At 58.7% G+C, this 19,799-nt stretch carries 15 protein-coding genes; 4 read left to right on the top strand and 11 right to left on the bottom strand.

The window, feature by feature from the left end:
- Positions 1-3: 3 nt before the first annotated feature.
- From V5D86_RS00330 to V5D86_RS00310, 5 genes are all read right to left on the bottom strand, one after another.
- On the bottom strand, positions 4-1,365 hold the full coding sequence (locus V5D86_RS00330) for an ABC transporter substrate-binding protein (protein ID WP_414594710.1): 1,362 nt from the start codon (positions 1,363-1,365) through the stop codon (positions 4-6).
- Between the two features lie 52 nt (positions 1,366-1,417).
- Complete coding sequence (locus V5D86_RS00325; protein ID WP_414594709.1) at positions 1,418-2,416, bottom strand: hypothetical protein; 999 nt, start codon at positions 2,414-2,416, stop codon at positions 1,418-1,420.
- A 204-nt stretch (positions 2,417-2,620) separates the two neighbouring features.
- A complete protein-coding gene (gene dph5, locus V5D86_RS00320; RefSeq protein ID WP_414594708.1) occupies positions 2,621-3,418 on the bottom strand; it encodes a diphthine synthase in 798 nt (265 codons plus the stop codon).
- Between the two features lie 69 nt (positions 3,419-3,487).
- The gene (locus V5D86_RS00315; protein ID WP_414594707.1) at positions 3,488-5,584 is read right to left on the bottom strand and encodes an acetate--CoA ligase family protein; all 2,097 of its coding nucleotides are present in this window, start codon (positions 5,582-5,584) and stop codon (positions 3,488-3,490) included.
- Between the two features lie 620 nt (positions 5,585-6,204).
- Positions 6,205-6,882 (bottom strand): hypothetical protein, encoded by a 678-nt coding sequence (locus V5D86_RS00310; RefSeq protein ID WP_414594706.1) that lies wholly within the window; start codon positions 6,880-6,882, stop codon positions 6,205-6,207.
- Between the two features lie 290 nt (positions 6,883-7,172).
- Here V5D86_RS00310 and V5D86_RS00305 point away from each other — a divergent pair, with 290 nt between their 5' ends.
- From V5D86_RS00305 to V5D86_RS00290, 4 genes are all read left to right on the top strand, one after another.
- Complete coding sequence (locus tag V5D86_RS00305) at positions 7,173-7,499, top strand: HesB/IscA family protein (RefSeq protein ID WP_414594705.1); 327 nt, start codon at positions 7,173-7,175, stop codon at positions 7,497-7,499.
- A 62-nt stretch (positions 7,500-7,561) separates the two neighbouring features.
- The gene (locus tag V5D86_RS00300) at positions 7,562-9,235 is read left to right on the top strand and encodes a helicase-related protein (protein ID WP_414594704.1); all 1,674 of its coding nucleotides are present in this window, start codon (positions 7,562-7,564) and stop codon (positions 9,233-9,235) included.
- Complete coding sequence (locus V5D86_RS00295; RefSeq protein WP_414594703.1) at positions 9,169-10,956, top strand: ATP-dependent DNA ligase; 1,788 nt, start codon at positions 9,169-9,171, stop codon at positions 10,954-10,956. The genes V5D86_RS00300 and V5D86_RS00295 overlap by 67 nt, the downstream gene beginning before the upstream one ends.
- Before the next feature lie 4 nt (positions 10,957-10,960).
- Entirely contained in the window at positions 10,961-12,313 is a 1,353-nt protein-coding gene (locus tag V5D86_RS00290) for a BRCT domain-containing protein (RefSeq protein WP_414594702.1), read from the top strand.
- A 350-nt stretch (positions 12,314-12,663) separates the two neighbouring features.
- Here the strand turns inward: V5D86_RS00290 and V5D86_RS00285 are convergent, their stop codons facing one another.
- The 6 genes from V5D86_RS00285 to V5D86_RS00260 form a co-directional block, all read right to left on the bottom strand.
- Positions 12,664-14,325 carry an AMP-binding protein gene (locus V5D86_RS00285; protein ID WP_414594701.1) on the bottom strand — a complete coding sequence of 554 codons (1,662 nt, stop codon included), beginning with the start codon at positions 14,323-14,325 and terminating at the stop codon, positions 12,664-12,666.
- A 9-nt stretch (positions 14,326-14,334) separates the two neighbouring features.
- Positions 14,335-14,889 (bottom strand): helix-turn-helix domain-containing protein, encoded by a 555-nt coding sequence (locus V5D86_RS00280; protein ID WP_414594700.1) that lies wholly within the window; start codon positions 14,887-14,889, stop codon positions 14,335-14,337.
- A 54-nt stretch (positions 14,890-14,943) separates the two neighbouring features.
- Positions 14,944-15,726: an alpha/beta fold hydrolase gene (locus V5D86_RS00275; protein ID WP_414594699.1), complete on the bottom strand. Its 783-nt coding sequence runs from the start codon at positions 15,724-15,726 to the stop codon at positions 14,944-14,946.
- Between the two features lie 85 nt (positions 15,727-15,811).
- Positions 15,812-17,467 carry an AMP-binding protein gene (locus tag V5D86_RS00270; protein ID WP_414594698.1) on the bottom strand — a complete coding sequence of 552 codons (1,656 nt, stop codon included), beginning with the start codon at positions 17,465-17,467 and terminating at the stop codon, positions 15,812-15,814.
- Positions 17,468-17,614: 147 nt separating this feature from the next.
- Complete coding sequence (locus V5D86_RS00265; protein ID WP_414594697.1) at positions 17,615-19,264, bottom strand: AMP-binding protein; 1,650 nt, start codon at positions 19,262-19,264, stop codon at positions 17,615-17,617.
- Between the two features lie 2 nt (positions 19,265-19,266).
- Positions 19,267-19,758, bottom strand: coding sequence for a cupin domain-containing protein (locus V5D86_RS00260; protein WP_414594696.1), 492 nt, complete (start codon positions 19,756-19,758; stop codon positions 19,267-19,269).
- Positions 19,759-19,799: the final 41 nt, after the last annotated feature.

Here is a 19,799-nt window from a genome sequence, read left to right as displayed (position 1 = left end):
ATATCAACCTCGGTCGCTGTAGCTCAGATCCTTGCTGTATTGAAGATAATCGACGTAGTCGTCGCCGATGAATTTGGGAATGGACGCGTCGAAGCACTCGGGGTGGAGGAGCATCGCCACCAGTTCGGCGGTCTGCGCCAGTCTGGGTCCACTGCGCTGGACCAGTTCGGCGGCGCTCTCGCAGACCATGTAGACCCTGCCCTCCCTCCACGCGTCCGTCTGCTTCCACTGGGGGGACAGGTTGTCGTAGAGGTGATCGTACTCCTCCTGCGTCGCCCTGTACTCGGTCGTCACGACTATTATCGCGTCGGGGTTCTCGTACGGTATCCTGTCGGACGTTATATGGACCCATCCGTACCAGTTGGAGAACACGTTGGTCGCATTCATACTGGTCACTATGCCGTCCAGATAGGTCCCGCTGCCGGAGACCCAGGGACTGATGTCCGGTTCGAGGGATATCATCGTCCTCACCGGCTCGCCGCCCTGCGACGAGGATGTGATGTCCGAGAGCGTGTCCAGGACCTCCGTTATCTCCCCTATCACCTGGGCCCCCGCCAGCTCATACCCTATAGACACCCCGACGGCGAATATGTTGTCCAGGACGCTCCCTATGTCCTCTCCCGGATGTATAACCACGGAATCTATGCCGACGCTCCTGAGACGGTCCGCCAACTGCACGTGGGATGTCTGGGACCCGTCGCACACGACAAGGTCGGGATTGGTCCCGGTGATGAGCTCGAAGCTGGGATTGGTGTACGTTCCGACCATCGAGATCGATCCGTCCGACTTACCGTCCACTATGCTCTGGGGATAGTTGGAGTACTGGTCCGCACCCACGATTATGTTCTCCGCCTTGATCGAGCACAGGATCTCGGTGACGGTCGGCGAGAGCGAGACGACCCTGTACTTCTGGGCGTATCCGTATATCGGGTTCCCGCTGTAGTCTGTGGCGATGGTCGGCTCACGGCCATCCGTCGAGAAGGTCCAGGACGTCACGACATAGTCTGAGGGGCTCTGACCGTACGGAGCGTCCAGCTCCACCCATCCGGGATCCCCGGTGCCCATCCCCCAGAGTGTCCACTCGCCGCCCCTGCCGATGCCGTTTATGCCCGTGACGACCCCGGATCCATCCAGCTCGAGCTCGAACCCGTTCTCGTCGCAGGCATACCTCAGAAGGTCGATCATGGTCGGATGACCGGACGTGTCCGCATCGGTCCACACCGTGTCGTACTCCCCGAAGTCGATCACGGTCCCGTCGGCCTGTATCCTATCCGGAGATTCGGCAAAGACTCCTGCAGTGACGCCGAGGATCACCCCCGCCACTACGAGTGCCACACTCAGTGCCAGACGGGCCCCCTCATTCATGCCCCCGAATCTCCACCCATGTAAAAATAGGAGGGGTTTCCCCCTCGTTTATTCAAGCCTTGAACGGACTGTTGTCACCGACAGTGAGATCTGCGGCTGTCTCAGTAGGATTGACAGCATAGTATGTAGTTGCACCCATCTCGTAATCCCCATATGAGATGTACACGATGTTCGATGTCACATCCCCAAGAGGCGGACCCTGAACGAAATAGTTGTAGGACTGGTTGTAATTCGCACGGTCTGTGGAAGAATATAGGAATATCCCAGTCCCTACACCTATGTAATTACCTTCCGAATCCTGTCCCTTGGATTCGTTAACATGATCCTCGATGATGAGCAAACCATCATTCGTGTAAGATATGCCCCCATCCTTCATGGCAATATCGAATGCTTCCATTATGTCCTTCCCTTCGGATGCATACCATCCATCGATCTCTTCACCATACCCATCGAGATAGAAATAGTACTTTCCGGAATAGTCGAGAGGCTTGTAGTCGCTGTTGACCCTGAACGGACTGAGATCCCCCGCAGTTATGTCCGAGTCAGTCTCTGTAGGGTTAAGAGAATGATAAGTCGTCACACCGGATTTATAATCCCCGTATGAGAAGTATACGATGTTGGAGGTTATATTAGATAGTACAGGCCCCAGTGCGAAATAGTTGTAAGCCTGGTTGTAGTTTGTCACGTCGGTGGATGTATACAAGAATATTCCAGTTCCAACACCGAGATAATTTCCATCCGAGTCCTGTCCCTTTGACTCATTTATGTAATCGGAGATTGTCACTCCACCCCATGTATCAACCTTGTACGGTATGCCGTCCGCCTTCATCGCCGAATCGAAGGCCTCCATGATATCAGACCCATTAGCAACATGCCAACCGTTTATCTTCTCATCGAATCCGTCGAAATAGAAATAGTACGTATCCGCGGGATCCGCGCTTCCACCGCCATCCTTGTCCTTGGTCATCATGACCGCCGCAACGGCCGCGACGACCACGATCAGGACCGCGACGACGGCGATGATCTTCTGTTTGCTCTCCATGTCAATCACCAGGGGCACGAGTGCCCGTTGAGTCATGATACTCCTTTACTCGCATATAAATTGGATGGGTAGTCCAATTGAATCCAGCACCTACGGAAGGGTTGCTGGCACATACCATAAGGAGGTATCCGTATGGCAAAAATTATGTATCCCTACGGAAGGGTCTCACAGGGTTTGTCCCCGCCGGGACATGCCCGGCGGGATCGAGGATGGTCACTCGTCCTCGATGATCTCTTCGGGGGCGCCTGCGAACTTGACCAGCGCGAAGGCTTCCATGAAATGGAGCTTTCCGGGAAGGACTAGGGTGTAGAGCGGCTCGCCGAGGTCCATCTTGAGAAGGTCCTGGGGATACCCCGCGAAGACCTTCTCGTTAGAGGACCCGACCTGGGATGCGACGCACAGAAGTGTCTTGTCGTCGATGAGGCCCTCCTGCCAGTCCTCCTCGCCCTTCAGGAGCCACTCTATGGCCTGATGGGCGGTCATGTAGCGGAGCTCGTCCGCACGGATGTCCAGGAGGATCATGGTGTGGAGCCCGCGCCTCTTGTTCTCCATGATGTGGTCGTAGGGGGACTTGGGATGGTAGTTCTCCTCCATGAACGGCAGTGTGACGGTCCTCCCGAACTTGTAATGCTGCAGACCGAGCGATGTGGGACATGCGGAGAAGATGGATATGCCGTGGAACACCCTGACCGGGATCCCCGCCTCAGATGCCTGGATCCTGAGGTCCACATGGGTCGTGGCGGACATGGTGTCGCCGGCGGTGACGAAGCCGACCCTCATCTTCATCGCATCCTCGATGATGTCGTTGCACTCCTCGACCTGCGCGCGATAAAGTATGTGGACCTTCTTCCCGAGGGCCCTCTCCAGGTCCTCGGGCTTGGTGCCGATGAGGACGGAGGTGTAGAACTCGGCGTAGATCTTGTCGCACTCCTTGAGGGCGTCGAACGCCTTGACGGTCATTCCGTCTGTGCCGCTGAGGCCCAGACCGACGAAAACGAGCTCGGATGTCATCCGCCTTCAATCGACGGACAGTATATAAGGGTGGGGAGGGCCCGGAGGACCTCCCCTGAAGTTTCACGCTCACTCCTTGACGAGAGTGCACAGGGCGTCGACCGCCCAGCAGCCCTTGCCCTTGAGTCCGACGATGACTGGGTTGACCTCCAGCTCGTGGATCTCGGGGTTCTCGATGGCGATGAGGACCATCCTCTTGATGACGTCCTTCATGGCCTCGATGTCCGCCTCGGGGAGTCCCCTGGCTCCGGACATCAGCTTGTAGGCCTTGGTGCTCTTGATCATCTCGTCGAGCTGCTGCTCGGTCATGGGGACGTGGGCCTGGGAGATCTCCCTCAGGATCTCGACGTAGATTCCTCCGAGACCGAACGATATGACGGGTCCGAACTGCTGGTCCCTGATCATGGACAGGATGACCTCCTGTCCGGAGACCATCTGCTGGATGGACACTCCATCTATCCTCGCCTTGGGCGCGGCCTTGGTGCAGGACTCCATGATCCTGTTGTAGGCGTCCACGGCCTCGGCGGAGTTCTTGACACCGACGACGACACCGCCGACATCGGTCTTGTGCTGGATATCGGGGGATACGATCTTCATGACCACAGGGTAACCGATGCTGTCGCATGCGGATGCGGCATCCTCGGCGCACCTGACCAGGGCCTCCCCGGGAGTGGGGATGCCGTAGGCGGCGAAGATCTGCTTGCCCTCTGCCTCGGTCAGGGAGCCGCGGCCCTCGGACCTGGCCTTCGCGATGACCGACTCCGCGACGGACCTGCCGGAGATGGCGGGGACGTTCAGGGGGTCGTGACGCTCCTCCTTCCTGATCGTGTACTTCCTGAGGATGGACAGCGCACGGACCGCCCTGTCGGGGGTGGGGTAGGTGGGCATCTTTCCGGCCTTCAGGATGGCGTTGGCCCTGTCGCACTTGTATCCGCCCGCGAAACAGACGGTGGTGGGGACGGGGATCGTGTCCTTGATCTGCACGATGATCTCCGCGACGGACTCCAGGTCCGCGGTGTCCAGAGGCGATCCCATGATGACGAGTCCCCCTACATTGGGGTCCTTGGTCACGATGTCGATGACCTCCTTGAAGTACTCGGGCTTTGCATCCCCGCGTACGTCGATGGGGTTGGTGAGACCAGCCACAGTGGGGACGCGTCTCTTGATCTCGGCGATGGTCTCGTCAGAGAACTTGACGGCGTTGATGTGCGGTGCGTCGAAGGCCGCATCCGCGGACATGACCCCGAGACCGCCCGCGTTGGTGATGATCGCGATGCCGTCCTTCTTCATGGGACCGCACCTGCTGAACACGGCAAGGGCGTCGAACATCTCGTCCAGGTCCTTGGCCCTGAAGATGTTGAGCTTGTTGAAGATGACGTTGTTGACCGCATCGGACCCTGCGAGGGAACCGGTGTGCGAGGATGCCGCAGCGGACCCTGCCTGGGTCCTTCCGGACTTGAAGATGACTATGGGCTTCTTGACGGGCATCTCCTCGACAGCCTTGACGAACCTCTCTCCATCGGAGATCCCCTCGCAGTACATTCCGATGACCTGCGTGTTGGGGTCGTTGGAGATGTCCATGAGGAAGTCGGCCTCGTCCATGTCCGCCTTGTTCCCAAGGGTGATGAAATCGGCGATCCCCATCTTGTTGTGGTATGCCCAGTCGATGATGGAGGACCCGACGGCCCCGGACTGAGAGAAGATGGTGATGTTCCCGCTCTCGGGCAGGAGATGCGCGAACGTCGCGTTGATGCCCTTCCCGGGACTCATGAGACCGAAGCAGTTGGGCCCCATGAACCTGACGCCGCACTCCTTGGCGGTCTTGACGAGCTCCTTCTCGAGCTCGGCCCCCTCGGGGGAGTCCTCTTTGAATCCGGCGGTGAGGATGGTGGCGTACTTTATGCCAGCCTCCTTCATCTTCACTATCTCTCCGGGGACGAGCGCGGCCTTGACGGCGACGACTGCGAGGTCGATCGGCTCTCCGACATCGGTTACGGAGGCGTATGCCTTGCGTCCCATGATCTCCCCGCCCTTGGGGTTGATCGGGTACAGTTTGCCCTTGAAGCCGGCGTTCAGCATGTTCTTCATGAGCATTCCGCCCAGCTTCGTCTCGTCATTGGACGCGCCGATGATGGCAACGGAGTTGGGACTGAGTAGTTCCTTCATGAGGCGCGTATCTGGCTCGCTCCAATAAATAGCTTTCTTCTGAATTCGTAGAATAGTGGCAATATCCGTAGGTTTGCCTACGAATATCGTAATTATCGTATATCATTATTATGAAATCAGTAAAAATACGACAAACGTACGATTATTCATCGTACATGGTTCCCGACATGCCCTCATGGAACGTCAAATGCCGAATGCGTCCGATGATGCACTCGGACTGGGCGGTGTGGCAACGGCGATCCCGGGGGCGCATCGGACTAAGAGGCCGGGTGCCGGCCTCGTTTGGTGCGCCGCCCGTGTACCGCCCCCGTATCCCACCCCATGGCCGGAAAAGGTCCCATCCTCCCCATCCGGACCAATGCCAACTTCTAATATACGGAGACCCGATGATGGACGCGTCGGACCGGCGAAGGGGCGCGATCCCATGAACGCCATGTGCACGGTGCGACGAACAGAGTCCCATCCCAAATTTTGGGAACTTGCGGGAGCGAGCGACGTGCCGTCGTAGCCATGACCGGGAGACAACGTGGGGCCCGACAATCACCCCCTGCGCAAGTCAGCGCTCCGAGGCCGGCGTCATCGTCGGACGATGACAGGGCGTGTTAGCGCGTGGGGGACACTCATATGTGCATGCTGAGCCTCCTGAGCTTGCCCTCAGCCTCGCTCCTGAGCGGATAACGGGACAGCATCTCGTCGTATTGTATCCCTCTGCGCTTGTTGGTGGGGTTGAACCCCATCGAGATGTGCGCCAACTGGGCGTACAGGCAGTAGTCCATCACGATCTCGTTCACCGAGTCGGAATCTAGAAGCTCCGACATCGACACGACCTTCATCAGGATGCTCGAATGTCCTGTCGCACGCGAGTTCCCCGGGCGCACCCATCCGAAACGGATGTCATCGTCCCTTTCCAACAGGCCATCGTCGATCAGACGCTCGTAGCTATCCCGGATGTCCCTGCACCTCCCCCTCGTGCTCCTGCTCAGACCGGTGAACCTCTCCAGGTACACGGGCTGCTTGGACCTCAGGAACTCCTCCGATGTGAGCCAATCCGACACCTCCTTGGGATAGGCAACGTCGCTCTCTCCCTTGATCTTCATGAAGATGGTGTCGGCCAAAGGTACCATCACGCTCTCCGGAGCGGTGTCCAGATAGTCCGATACCTCGAAATTCGCCCATTTGTAGTTTCTCTGCCACTTTATCCTGAACTCCCTGAACGGGGAGTACTCGGCAGTGACGTCACTGTACCCGTACCTGCTCCCGACAGACTGGAAGATACGGTCGATCTCTGTGTTGTTCACTCACATTTCTCCTGCGGATCGCTCCGCATCGTACAAAAAAAATTGTTATACGTTTAAATGAGATTACTTTGCGAACCTTTACACCCCCAGACTTACCCACCATGTGGCATCGTTCGGACGGTATCCCTTGGACAGGCCCCCGATCCCTGATGCCCGGACGGGACCCTCGGAACGGTGACGAGGACACTTGCCGTCGAGAAGTCGAGGGAAAACCCCGGAATAACCATCGGATGTCGAATAACGCCGTTAATATTCTTTAAATAGGATGGATTTGAATCAGGTGCGATCATATGGTAACCATCACACCCGACGCGGAGAAGTTCATCAATGATCTTCTCGAGAAGAACCAGAAGGTCGGATACGGCATCAAGATCTACCTTTCCGGCTTCGCATGCTCCGGACCCCAGTTCGGCATGTCCTTCCAGGAGAAGGCCGCCGACGGAGAGAACGTCGACAAGTCCGCGAACGGATTCGAGATGTTCTACGACGACGAGACCAAGAAGGAGCTCGAGGAGTGCGTCATCGAATTCATCGACGATCCCAACTTCGGAACCGGTCTGACCATCAGGAACCCGAACTTCAACGGCTGCGCCTCCTGCGGCGGCGGATGCCACTAAACGTCTAACCGCGGAGGGTCATCCCTCCGCATCATTCTGTACCGAAGCCCTCCTGGAAGACCATGACATTCGTCGCCCATCCCCGCATAGCGCCCGACACGGTGGAGGAGAGGGGATACCAGACGCGCATGGTGGAGAGCTGTCTGAGGGCCAACACGCTACTAATCCTGCCGACCGGACTCGGGAAGACCATCATAGCCGTGAGGGTGGCCGCCGAGTACCTGGGCACAGGGAAGGTCCTGCTGCTCGCCCCTACCAAGCCGCTCGTGGAGCAGCACGCGGACGCGTTCTCGTCACTTCTCAGGGAAGCGGAGGTCGGCGTCCTCAACGGCGGCGTGAAAGGGGAGAGGAGGGCCTCGATGATCGAATCGTCAGACCTCGTGATCTCCACCCCCCAGACGATAAACAACGATCTCGATGCCGGGAGGTACGACCTGTCCGCGTTCTCCCTCGTGATATACGACGAGGCGCACCACGGCAGGGGTCAGTACGCATACTCGAAGATCGCCGGGCACGTGCCCCGGAGCACCCGCTCCATCGGTATGACGGCCTCGCCCGGCGACAGGATCGACAGCATCGAGGAGCTGTGCATAAGCCTCAACTTCAAGCGCATAGACATGCGCACGGAGAACGACCCCGATGTGTCGCCGTTCGTCCATGACACGTACGTGAACAGGATCGAGGTGTCCCTGCCGCAGGACATCCGCGACGTCTCGGCACTGCTGAAGGTCATGCTCGACCATTTCTACTCGGAGCTCTGCAGCCTCGGCATCGCCAGCAACAGGGTCCAACCGTCCAAGAGATACCTCCTGAACATAGCCGGGGACCTCGGTGCCAAGGCGTCCTCCGGGACCGCAAACGGCATCGTGTTCCGCGGACTCAGCGTGAACAAGACGTGCATACAGCTCCTGGAGGCCGTAAACAAGGTCGAATCCGAAGGGATGACCGTCCTAAGGAACTACCTGGACCGTCTCGAGGCCGAATCCAGACAGGACAGAGGCGGGAAGGCCGCCCAGGCCATCGTGAGGAGGCAGGAGTACTCCGCCGTGAGGACGATCCTCGACAGGACCAACGTCGAGCACCCGAAGGTGTCCCGCGTCATGTCGCTCGTCAGCAGGACCGTATCGGCGAATCCCGGGTCGAAGGTCCTCGTGTTCGCACAGTTCAGAGATACATGCGAGATGCTCGTGTCCAAGATCTCCACGATCCCCGATGCCCGCGTCAGCATGCTGATCGGACAGTCGAAGGGCGGCCTCAAACAGAGGGAGCAGATAGCCCTCCTGGACAGGTTCAGGACAGGGGATTCCAACGTCCTCGTGTCGACATCGGTGGGAGAGGAGGGCCTGGATGTGTCCAACACCGATGCGGTCGTGTTCTACGAGCCGGTGGCGTCCGAGATACGGTCGATACAGCGTCGCGGAAGGACCGGCAGGAAGAGCGACGGGGAGGTCTATGTCCTCATTGCCAAGGACACCGTCGATGAGGCGATCGAGAGGGCCGCCATACGCAAGGAGGAGGACATGAGGGCCAATCTCGAGAAGCTCAGCGACAGGCTCGGTCGCGGCATGACCCTGGGGGACACCGGACAGACCAGGCTGGAAGGTTTCGGCGAGCGGTCACGAAGTACGCGATGCTACCGCTCAAATAGTCGCCCCGCCTTTGCGAACCTATGCTCTATTCCGAGCTTGCCGAGACCCTTGACAGACTGGAGGCCACCAGCAAGAGGCTGGAGATGACCACCATATTGGCCGACCTGTTCCGCACAGCCGACCCGGACGAGCTGAAGGACATCGTCTACCTATCGCAGGGGAAGGTCCATCCGGACTTCTTCCCGCAGAAGATCGGCATGGCCGACAAGCTCATCCTGGATGCGATCGGGAAATCCGACGAGGAGGTCAGGAAGGCCGAGGAGCTCTGGGTCAAGATCGGGGACATCGGGGTAGTGGCGGAGAGGATCAAGACACGGCCCGTCCAGGGGACCCTGTTCCAGTTCGGTTCGGAGAAGCCCGAGATGGGGACGGTCACGGTGAAGGAGGTCATGTCCGCCCTCTACAAGATAGAGGAGACCGCCGGGAAGGGCTCGGCCAGCAAGAAGAACGAGCCTCTGAAGATGCTCCTCAAGAGGATGACCCCCCTCGAGGCCCGTTTCCTGTGCAGGATGGTCAACGGGAAGATGAGGGTCGGTGCAGGGGACATGACCATCCTCGATGCCCTCGCAGAGGCGTTCGCCACCAAGGAGGACCGTCCAGCCATCGAGAGGGCGTTCAACGTCACATGCGACCTTGGATTCGTCGCGGAGACGATCGCGAAGGGCGGCATGGATGCCATAGACGACGTGAAGGTCTCCGTCGGGAACCCCGTGAAGGTCATGCTCGCCGAACGCCTGCCGTCGGTCGAGGAGATCGTGGAGAGGATGGGCGGGGAGTGCGCCATCGAATACAAGTACGACGGCATCCGCGTCCAGGCCCACATAGGGAAGGACACCGTGAAGCTGTACTCGAGAAGGTTGGAGGACCTGACGTCCAACTTCCCGGACATCGCGGAGGCCCTGCGCAGCAGATGCAGGTTCGGAGAGGCCATCATAGAGGGCGAGTGCGTAGCCGTAGACCCGGATACGGGATACATGCTGCCGTTCCAGAACGTCACCCATCGCAGGAAGAAGCACGGCATCGACGATGCCGTCCGCGACATCCCCGTGAGGATGTTCATGTTCGACATCCTGTACAAGGACGGGGAGGACCTCACCCTCCGTCCGTACCTGGACCGCAGGAGGGCGCTGGAGAATGGCTTCGAGATGGGCGACAGCATACAGATGACCACCATGCGCATAGTCCGGAGCGAGGAGGAGGGAAGGGAGTTCTTCGACAACGCCGTCGCGGCGAGGTGCGAAGGGGTCATGGCCAAGTCCATAGCCGACAACTCCGTCTACCGTGCCGGCAACCGCGGGTTCCTCTGGATAAAGTACAAGAAGGACTACCAGGAGTCCCTCACGGACTCCTTCGACCTCGCCGTCGTGGGAGCGTTCTACGGGATGGGGAAGCGCGCCGGGAAGTACGGGGCGCTGCTGATGGCGTCCTACGACCAGGAGAACGGGAGGTTCGCGACCGTCTGCAAGCTCGGGACCGGGTTCGACGATGCCTTCCTTGACGGGATGCCGGACCTCCTCAACGGGACCCTGACCAAGGAGAGGCCGCAGATAGTCGATGCCGAGATGGTCCCCGACGTTTGGTTCGAACCCCATGTCGTGCTGGAGGTGGTCGCCGCCGAGATAACCCTCAGCCCCATACACACGGCCGCGAAGGGCGTGTACAGGGAGGATTCCGGCCTGGGCATCAGGTTCCCCAGGTTCACAGGGCGCGTCCGGGACGACAAGGAGGCTGAACAGTGCACCACCGTCTCCGAGATATCGGAGATGTACGAGATGCAGACGCACGATTCGGACGGTCTGTCGGAGTGATTGCATGGACGCAAAGGGACTGCTGTTTCTGGATGCCGAATGGGCCAACCCGAAGAACAAGAGCCTGTGCCAGATCGGGTTCATCTACCGCGACCTGGACACGGGAGCGGAAGAGGAGCGCTCGATCCTCATAGATCCGAGGGACGAATTCGACGAGGACTTCGTCGCCGTCCACTCGATAGACGCCTCCAAGGTGGAGGGGTGCCCCGATTTCCCACAGGTGTGGCAGGAGATACACCATTACTTCGATGATTCCGTCGTGGTCGGATACAACCTGCGCGGAGGGGCGCTGGATGCGATACAGAGGAACCTGTCCAGATACGGCATAGCCGTGCCTACGATACGGTTCATAGACACGATAAGCGTCGCGGAACGCAACGTCGACAAGACGGAGATCATCAACTATTCCCGCCCTATGATACACAGGTTCTTCGACATCGTATCGTACAAGATATACAAGGCGCTAGACGATGCCAAGGGATGCAGGTCCATATACGACAGGATGGCCGGCATGGAGCACATCGACATGGGCAGATTCGTGGAGGTGCTGGACCCTTCCGGGTTCGGAAGATTCACACCGTACTGCTCCACCATAGAGATCAACCGGCGCATCAGCACGCTCTACGGCATCATCCGGGGGATCTGCATCGACGGCGTCGTCACCGAGGACGAGAGAGGATACCTGTCGGAATGGTCCGACGAGAACGAGGGGGTACGCTCCGCGGAGGAGCTGGGGCCCCTGATGGACGCGCTGGACGCAGCGCTCGTGGACGACACTGTCAGCCCTGAGACGCTGGAGGCGGTCAACGCCTCGCTGAACGCGTACATCCTGAAGCAGAGGATGGGGCGCGAGGTGTTCGCGATGCAGGAGCTGCAGGGCATCGTCATCGGGATACAGTGCGACCACAGGATCGACCCTGCGGAGATGCTCGGCCTCAAACAATGGATGTATGACAACGGCGACCTTGCGGGGACCTCCCCGTACGACCAGGTGTTCAGGATACTGAAGAAGACCACCTCGTCCAACACCCTCGAGGAGAGCGACCGCGAGGACATACTCAGGTCCGTGGGGGACGTCTTCGACCCGCTGAAGAGCGTGGAGAGACAGATGATCGTCTTCGAGGGCAAGGCATTCAGCCTGAGCGGGAACTTCCTGTACGGTCCCAAGGAGAAGGTCCAGGAGTATCTGGAGTCCAAGGGCGCCAAGGTTCACACATCCGTCAAGAAGAGCACGAACTACCTCGTCGTGGGTGACGGGGAGCAATCGAAATACAACGACGGATACGGGACCAAGACCAGGAAGGCGGAGGAGCTGGGCATCACCATCCTCAAGGAATGTCAGATATTCGACGAGTGAGCGGCCACGCCCGTCGTCCATCAACCGACGTGAACGATCCGACCCTCCATGCGATGCATTTATCATCTGAACGACTGATGTGTCATCAGTCGGCCCGGCCGACGATGGGATGGACCCTCCTCGCGAGGGAAGGATGGATGCACGATGACTGAAGACAAGGGAACGGCCAGCGTCAGCACTGCGAAGATAAGGGACAGCGATCGCAATCAGCCCCAGCACGAACAGATCCACTGGGACGGAAGCGGAGACTGAATCCGCACAGTTTAAACGCAGGCGGCCCACGCCTGCCAATCTTCCGAAAAGATGAGGAAAGAAGGGCGTTAGCCCTGTTTCTCAGCCCTGTCGCGGACTCACGCGTCGGGCCAGAGCTTGGTCGCAAGCTCCCTCAGCTCGTACTTCAGGATCTTTCCCGCAGCGTTCATGGGAAGCTCGTCGATGAAATGGATGTACTTGGGGGTCTTGTACCAGGCGATGCCGTCTTTGCAGTAGTCGATTATGTCCTGCTCGATCAGGTCGACCCCGGGCTCCTTGACGATGAAGGCCCCGACCTGCTCCCCGTACTTCTCGCTCTTGACGCCGACGACCTGCACGTCCCTGACACCCGGACAGTGGTAGAGGTAATCCTCCACCTCCTTGGGGTAGATGTTCTCCCCTCCGCGGATGATCATGTCCTTGATCCTCCCGGTAACGTAGAAGTACCCCTCCGAGTCCCTGTATCCGAGGTCCCCCGAGTGGAGATACCCGTTGGAATCGATGACTTTGGCCGTCTCCTCGGGCATCTTGTAGTAGCCCTTCATGACGTTGTATCCCTTGCAGCAGAACTCCCCGATGACGCCGTCCGGACAGGGCTCGTTCGTCTCCGGGTCGAGGATCACCGTGTCCACTCCCTGGAGCCTCTTCCCCACAGAGGAGCACTTCTTCTCCAGGGACGGCTCGTCGTAGGTCGTCTGCGTCATCCCGGGGGACGCCTCCGTCAGACCGTAGACGATGGTGATCTCCTTCATATTCATCTTGTCTACGACCTGCTCCATCGTCATGATGGGGCACGGGGACCCGGCCATTATGCCGGTCCTGAGCGTGGAGAAGTCGAACTTGTCGAACAGCTTGTGGTTCAGAATGCTGATGAACATCGTGGGGACACCGTACACCGCCGTACACCTCTCGGTCTCGATGGTCGTCATCACCTTCACGGGGTCGAAGACCTCCACGAAGCACATCGTGACGCCGTGATTGATGCACGCCATGACCGCCAGGACACAGCCGAAGCAATGGAACAGCGGCACGTTGATGCACAGACGGTCCTCGGGACCGTAGTTCATGTTGGCCCCCAGCCAGTATCCGTCGTTCGCGATGTTGAAATGTGTGAGCATGACGCCCTTGGGGAACCCGGTCGTGCCGGAGGTGTACTGCATCATGGTCACGTCGTGGACGTCGACGGAGTCCTTCCTCTCCTGATACTCCTCATCGGAGACCTGACAGGCGAGGGACTTGACCTCGTTCATGGAGTACATCCCGCGATGCTTCGCAGGCCCGAGATAGACGACCCTCTTGAGATGGGGATACTTCTCGCTGTGGAAGTTCTCCCTGGGCTGGACCTTCAGCTCCGGGACGAGGTCGTACACCGTCTGGACATAGTCCACGTCCCTGAGTCCGTCGAACAGGAACAGGTTCTCCATGTCCGACTGCCTGAGGACATAGTCCAGCTCGGAACTCTTGTAGTTGGTGTTGATGGTCAGGAGTATCGCACCGATCCTGGCGGTGGCGAACATCAGCGTGATCCAGTCCGGGATGTTGGTCGCCCATATCGCGACCTTCTCGCCCTTCTGGACGCCCATCGCCATCATGCCCTTGGCCACACGGTCCACCTCCACTCCCCACTCCCTCCAGGAGAGACGGAGGTCCCTGTCGACGTAGACTATGGCATCGTTGTCGGGATGGTTCCGAATACACTTGTCCAGAAGGTCTCCCAGCCTCTCGTCGCTGGTTATGTTCTTCCTGGGTATGCACACCATGGGATCGCCTCAGAACGGTGTGTAGATGACCGCGTATATCTCCGCGGGCCCATCGATGGCGCCTACATAGTGGGGGACGACCGCGTTGAAGTAGACGCTGTCTCCCTCCTCGATCACGGTCTCCTCCTTCCCATACCTGATCAGGACCTTCCCCGAGACGACCACCATGAACTCCTCCCCCTCGTGCGAGGAGGTCTCGTGTGCCTCGTCGGGCATGATCCTGATGAACATGGGCTCCATGTGCCTGTCCGTCTTCCCCTTACCGAGCGGGAAGTAGTGATACTGGTTGGACGCGGCCTTGGTGGACGTCTCCTCCTCCCTCTCCGATTTCCTGACGACTATGGGGTCGGGCTGGAACTGGTCGTCCATGAACGTTCCGACCCTCTGACCGAGTGCACGGGACAGCTTGATGATGTAACCCACAGGGGGATAGACGAGACCCTCCTCCACATCGGCTACGTAGCCCACATCGAGTCCGGAGTTAGTCGCGAGCTGCTCCTGCGTAAGCCCCAGCGTCTCCCTGTACTTCCTCACCCTCATTCCGAGTTTACTCGTGTCTGTCATGGTCTTCCTCGCTCCAAGTTATGTTTCCTTGCTTAAAAATATGATTAATGCGGATCACTGCTCGTTCGAAGCCATGTGCTCCATGAACTCCTTGACGTAGAGGTCCGTCTTTATTATGTGACCGACGTTTGGGATCCTCAGGACCTTGCATCCGGGTATCCTGTCGGAGATGAAGTCCCCCAGCTTGGGCTCCACCATTATGTCGCTCAGTCCGTGGACCGAGAGGGTCGGGACGCTTATTCCGGAGACCCTCTCGCGGGTGTCGAACTCGTCCAGGGCACCCATCTGGTCCTTCAGCCCGCGTGCATCGAGGCCCTTCAGGGACCTGAGCGTCTTCCCCTTGGCCTCCAGGCCGGAGAAGAAGTCCTCGGTGAAGCAGAACGCATTGGTCATCATGCCTATGTACTCCGGGTCCCCGCCGCGAAGAGCGCAGTCCACGATACCGTTCATGAAATAGCTGGACCTCGCCGGCCTGTACGGGTAGGCGGACACGATCGTCAGGGACCTGAGCCTCTCCGGATGCTGCAACGCGAACTCCTGGGCGATGTGCGCACCCATTGACCATCCCAGCATGTGCACCTTGAACACACCGAGGAGGTCCATCAGCGCCCGGACGTCGTCGACGAAGTCCTGCTTCCTGATACCCTGTCCCGGATACCTCGTGAGTCCGGCTCCCCTGTTGTCGAAGGTGATCACCCTGTACCTCTGAGTGAGTTCGGGTATCATCTGCTTGAAGAATGAGGTGTCTCCAGAGAACCCTGTTATCAGGACTATGGGGATGCCCTCGCCTTCATCATGATAGTGCATCTCAATCCCATTGATGCTCGCGAACGGCATATCTATCGTTTTGCCATCTGGCTAACGTAGATATAATTTGTGAGTGCCGCCCCGCGGACACCAAAGGCTGCCGACGGTCCCCGGCTCACGAGGAGCTAGAGCCCTCCATGTCCTTGTCGCGGATCTTGACCCTGCGGACCTTCCCGCTGATGGTCTTCGGCATGGAGTCGACGAAGTCGATCACACGCGGGTACTTGTACGGGGCCGTCTCCCTCTTGGTGAAGTTCTGTATCTCGCCCTTCAGAGCATCGCTGGGCTCGAAACCGGACCTCAGGATGATGGTCGCCTTAACGAGCTGGCCCCTGACCGGGTCCGGCACGCCGGTGACCGCGCACTCGAGGACCGCCGGATGCTCCATCAGGACGCTCTCTATCTCGAACGGACTTATCCTGTACCCGGAGGACTTGATGATGTCGTCGTTCCTGCCCAAGTACCAGAAATACCCGTCCTCGTCCTTCCAGGCGAGGTCCCCCGTGTGATGCCAGCCATCCCTGAGCGTCTCGTTCGTCTTCTCCTCGTCCCTGTAATACTCCACGAATATCCCGGGCACCCTGGGCGAGATGGACACGACGATCTCCCCCTCCTCTCCGGGCGGGACCGGCTCGCCGTCCTTGTCAATCAGCTCCACCCTGAACTGTGGCGAGGGCCTTCCCATGGAGCCGGGCTTGGGGGTCATCCCCTTCAGCGTGCCGACTATGACCGAGGACTCCGTCTGACCGAACGCCTCCATCAGCTTGAGCCCGGTGGCCTTGTACCATGTCTGGTACGTGTCGGGGTTCAGGGCCTCCCCTGCGATGCAGCAGTTCTTGAGGGACGACAGGTCATGTCCCTCCAGACCCGCGTTGAGGTAGAGCCTGAACATCGTGGGAGGGCAGCAGAACGTGGTTATCCTATGCTTCTCGATCATGTCCATAATCTCGTGGGGCTCGAACCTGTCGTACTCGTAGACGAATACCGCGGACTCCATGATCCACTGGCCGTAGATCTTGCCCCACGCGTTCTTCGCCCAGCCGGTATCGGCGACGGACCAGTGCAACCCCTCGGGATCGACCTGGTGCCAGTGCTTCGCCAGCAGGACATGGCCCAAGGGGTAGCTGTGGTCATGGACCGCCATCTTGGGATTGCCGGAGGTCCCGGATGTGAAATACATGAGGAACCTGTCCGTGCGCTTGGTCGGCACCCTCTCCCAGACATCGGAGTACCCCTCGAGCTCGCTGTCGAAGTCGCACCATCCGTCCTTGGAACCGTTGACCGTGAACTTGCAGGCCAGCTTGTCGATGTTCCTGGACGCGTCGAATGAGTCCGTGACCCCCGCATCCGCGATGACGATCGCGGCCTTGATGCCGGCCGCATCTATCCTGTACTCTATGTCATGTGACTTGAGCATGTACGTCGCCGGGACGGATACGGCGCCCATCTTGTGAAGGGCGACGGATATGAACCAGAACTGATAGCTGTGCTTGAGGACGAGCATCACGAAGTCGCCCTTGCCGATGCCCTTGGAGGTGAGGTAGTTGCAGGTCTTGTCGCTCAGCCTCTTGATGTCGGCGAAGGTGAATCTCCTGCACTCACCGTTGGCACTCTGCCACACCAGCGCGACCCTCTGAGGATCGTTCACGGCGATGTCATCCACGATATCGTAACCGAAATTGAAATCATCAGGACAGTCGATGTCAAAATACTTCAGGAGGCCGTCATCGCCGTAGGTCTCTTTCACGTATCTCAGATTGATGTTCCTCATGGTTATGCACGCCGTTCGTTTGGTGCAAAAAATCCAGATATTTAATAGAATTGTATATGATTACGAATTCCGTAATATGAATTTAAACATACTACGGAATTCGTTTTTTAGTTTAAATAGTCGATATCGGAATACGACATATTCGGCTTATTTGGACCTCATCCTCTCGACGTCCTTGTTGCGGATCTCCACCCTGCGGACCTTCCCGCTGATGGTCTTCGGCATCACATCCACGAAGTCGATCACGCGCGGATACTTGTACGGGGCCGTCTCCCTCTTGGTGAAGTTCTGGATCTCCTTCCTCAGGTCGTCCGTAGGCTCGAAACCGGACCTCAGGATGATGGTCGCCTTGACGAGCTGGCCCCTGACCGGGTCCGGCACGCCGGTGACCGCGCACTCGAGGACCGCAGGATGCAGCATGAGCGCGCTCTCGATCTCGAAGGGACTTATCCTGTACCCGGAGGACTTGATGATGTCATCGTTCCTTCCGACGAACCAGTAGTATCCGTCCTCGTCCTTCCAGGCTATGTCTCCCGTATGGTGCCAACCGCCACGCAGCGTGACGGCGGTCTTCTCCTCATCCCTGTAGTAACCGATCATGATGCCCGGTGTGCCCGCTCTGACGACGATCTCCCCGTTGACCCCAGGAGGACAGGAGTTACCGTTCTCATCGACTATGTCCACCTCGAACTGGGGCGAGGGCTTCCCCATGGAACCGGGCTTGGGCATCATACCCTTCAGCGTACCGATGACCATTGTGGTCTCGGTCTGGCCGTATCCCTCCATGAGCCTCAGGCCGGTGGCATCGTACCATGTCTGGTACGTGTCGGGGTTCAGGGCCTCCCCTGCGATGCAGCAGTTCTTGAGGGACGACAGGTCATGTCCCTCCAGACCCGCGTTGAGGTAGAGCCTGAACATCGTGGGAGGGCAGCAGAAAGTGGTTATCCCGTGCTTCTCGATCATGTCCATGATCTCATCGGGCTCGAACTTGTCGTACTCGTAGACGAATACCGCCGATTCCATCAGCCACTGACCGTAAAGCGCCCCCCAGACGGATTTCCCCCATCCCGTGTCGCTGACGGTGTAATGGATCCCCTCGGAGTCCACCTGGTGCCAGTGCTTCGCGGTCATCAGGTGACCGAGGGAGTACAGATGGTTGTGGAGCACCATCTTGGGATTGCCGGAGGTCCCGGACGTGAAGTACATGAGCATGGGCTCGACCGCCCTGGTGTCCACCCTCTCGAGCACATCGGAAGCCTTCTCGACCTCCGCATCGAAATCGATCCATCCGTCCCTCGCCTTCCCGACGAGCATCCTGAGCTTGAGGGAGGGTATGTTCTCCGCACTCTCGACGGACCCGCTCACGTTGGACTGATCCGTGCAGATTATGGCCTTGACGTCCGCCGCGTTCACCCTGTACTCTATGTCGTGCTTCGTGAGCATGTGGGTGGCGGGAGCCACGATCGCACCGATCTTGTGGAGCGCGACCATGCAGTACCAGAACTGGTACCTCTGCTTCAGGATCAACATGACGACGTCGCCCTTTCCGACGCCCTGCGAGAGGAGGTAGTTGGCGACCTTGTCGCTCATCCTCTTGATGTCGGCGAAGGTGAACTCGTGCTCCTCGCCGGACTGACTGTCCCATACGAGCGCCATCCTTCCGGGATCGTTGACCGCTATGTCGTCCACGACATCGTATCCGAAGTTGTAGTTCTCCGGGTACTTGAGCCTGTACGTCTTCAGGAGACCGTCCGCATCGTAGGTCTCGTCGACGTATCTCTGATTGATGCCCCTCATGTTCAGCCCTTCACTACGACCGCGATGAACTTGCATCCTTCCTTGGATGTCGCATACATCCCGTGCGGCATGCTGGAATCGTAATACACGGAGTCCCCGGGCCCGAGATCCATAACATGACCGTTGTGATAGAACCTGAGGTTCCCCTCGAGGACATAGTCGAACTCCTGGCCCTCGTGGGTGGACGTGCGTATCGGAGCGTTCTGGTCCTCCTCTATGAAGGGGGCGATGACGATGAACGGCTCGGAGATCTTGTCCTTGAAATTGAATGCGAGGTGCTGATACTCGAATCCGACGCGCCTCTTCATGGGGAGTCCCCGGCCGTTCCTGACGAGCGTGCACTCGGACAGGTGGGGGTTCTCCCCAGTCAGCAGCTCCACTATGTCTATGCCGAACCTCTCGGCGCACTTGTGCAGGAAGGTGAAGGAGAAATCGAGCTCCCCACTCTCGTACTCGACATACTCGTCGACGGTCTTGCCGACGACTTCCGCCATCTCTTCAATGGATATTTCGCATAGCTCACGCATTGCGACTA

It is taken from the genome of Candidatus Methanoprimaticola sp. MG2 (assembly GCF_047501175.1).
GTDB lineage: Archaea > Thermoplasmatota > Thermoplasmata > Methanomassiliicoccales > Methanomethylophilaceae > Methanoprimaticola.
This window is presented reverse-complemented; position numbering and strand designations above follow the sequence as displayed.

What these genes read in the sequence shown, in the direction of transcription:
- V5D86_RS00330 (WP_414594710.1), bottom strand. Translation starts at nt 1,365, where the DNA reads ATGAATGAGGGGGCCCGTCTGGCACTGAGTGTGGCACTCGTAGTGGCG.
- dph5 (WP_414594708.1), bottom strand. Translation starts at nt 3,418, where the DNA reads ATGACATCCGAGCTCGTTTTCGTCGGTCTGGGCCTCAGCGGCACAGAC.
- V5D86_RS00315 (WP_414594707.1), bottom strand. Translation starts at nt 5,584, where the DNA reads ATGAAGGAACTACTCAGTCCCAACTCCGTTGCCATCATCGGCGCGTCC.
- V5D86_RS00305 (WP_414594705.1), top strand. Translation starts at nt 7,173, where the DNA reads ATGGTAACCATCACACCCGACGCGGAGAAGTTCATCAATGATCTTCTC.
- V5D86_RS00300 (WP_414594704.1), top strand. Translation starts at nt 7,562, where the DNA reads ATGACATTCGTCGCCCATCCCCGCATAGCGCCCGACACGGTGGAGGAG.
- V5D86_RS00295 (WP_414594703.1), top strand. Translation starts at nt 9,169, where the DNA reads ATGCTCTATTCCGAGCTTGCCGAGACCCTTGACAGACTGGAGGCCACC.
- V5D86_RS00290 (WP_414594702.1), top strand. Translation starts at nt 10,961, where the DNA reads ATGGACGCAAAGGGACTGCTGTTTCTGGATGCCGAATGGGCCAACCCG.
- V5D86_RS00285 (WP_414594701.1), bottom strand. Translation starts at nt 14,325, where the DNA reads ATGGTGTGCATACCCAGGAAGAACATAACCAGCGACGAGAGGCTGGGA.
- V5D86_RS00280 (WP_414594700.1), bottom strand. Translation starts at nt 14,889, where the DNA reads ATGACAGACACGAGTAAACTCGGAATGAGGGTGAGGAAGTACAGGGAG.
- V5D86_RS00275 (WP_414594699.1), bottom strand. Translation starts at nt 15,726, where the DNA reads ATGCCGTTCGCGAGCATCAATGGGATTGAGATGCACTATCATGATGAA.
- V5D86_RS00270 (WP_414594698.1), bottom strand. Translation starts at nt 17,467, where the DNA reads ATGAGGAACATCAATCTGAGATACGTGAAAGAGACCTACGGCGATGAC.
- V5D86_RS00265 (WP_414594697.1), bottom strand. Translation starts at nt 19,264, where the DNA reads ATGAGGGGCATCAATCAGAGATACGTCGACGAGACCTACGATGCGGAC.
- V5D86_RS00260 (WP_414594696.1), bottom strand. Translation starts at nt 19,758, where the DNA reads ATGGCGGAAGTCGTCGGCAAGACCGTCGACGAGTATGTCGAGTACGAG.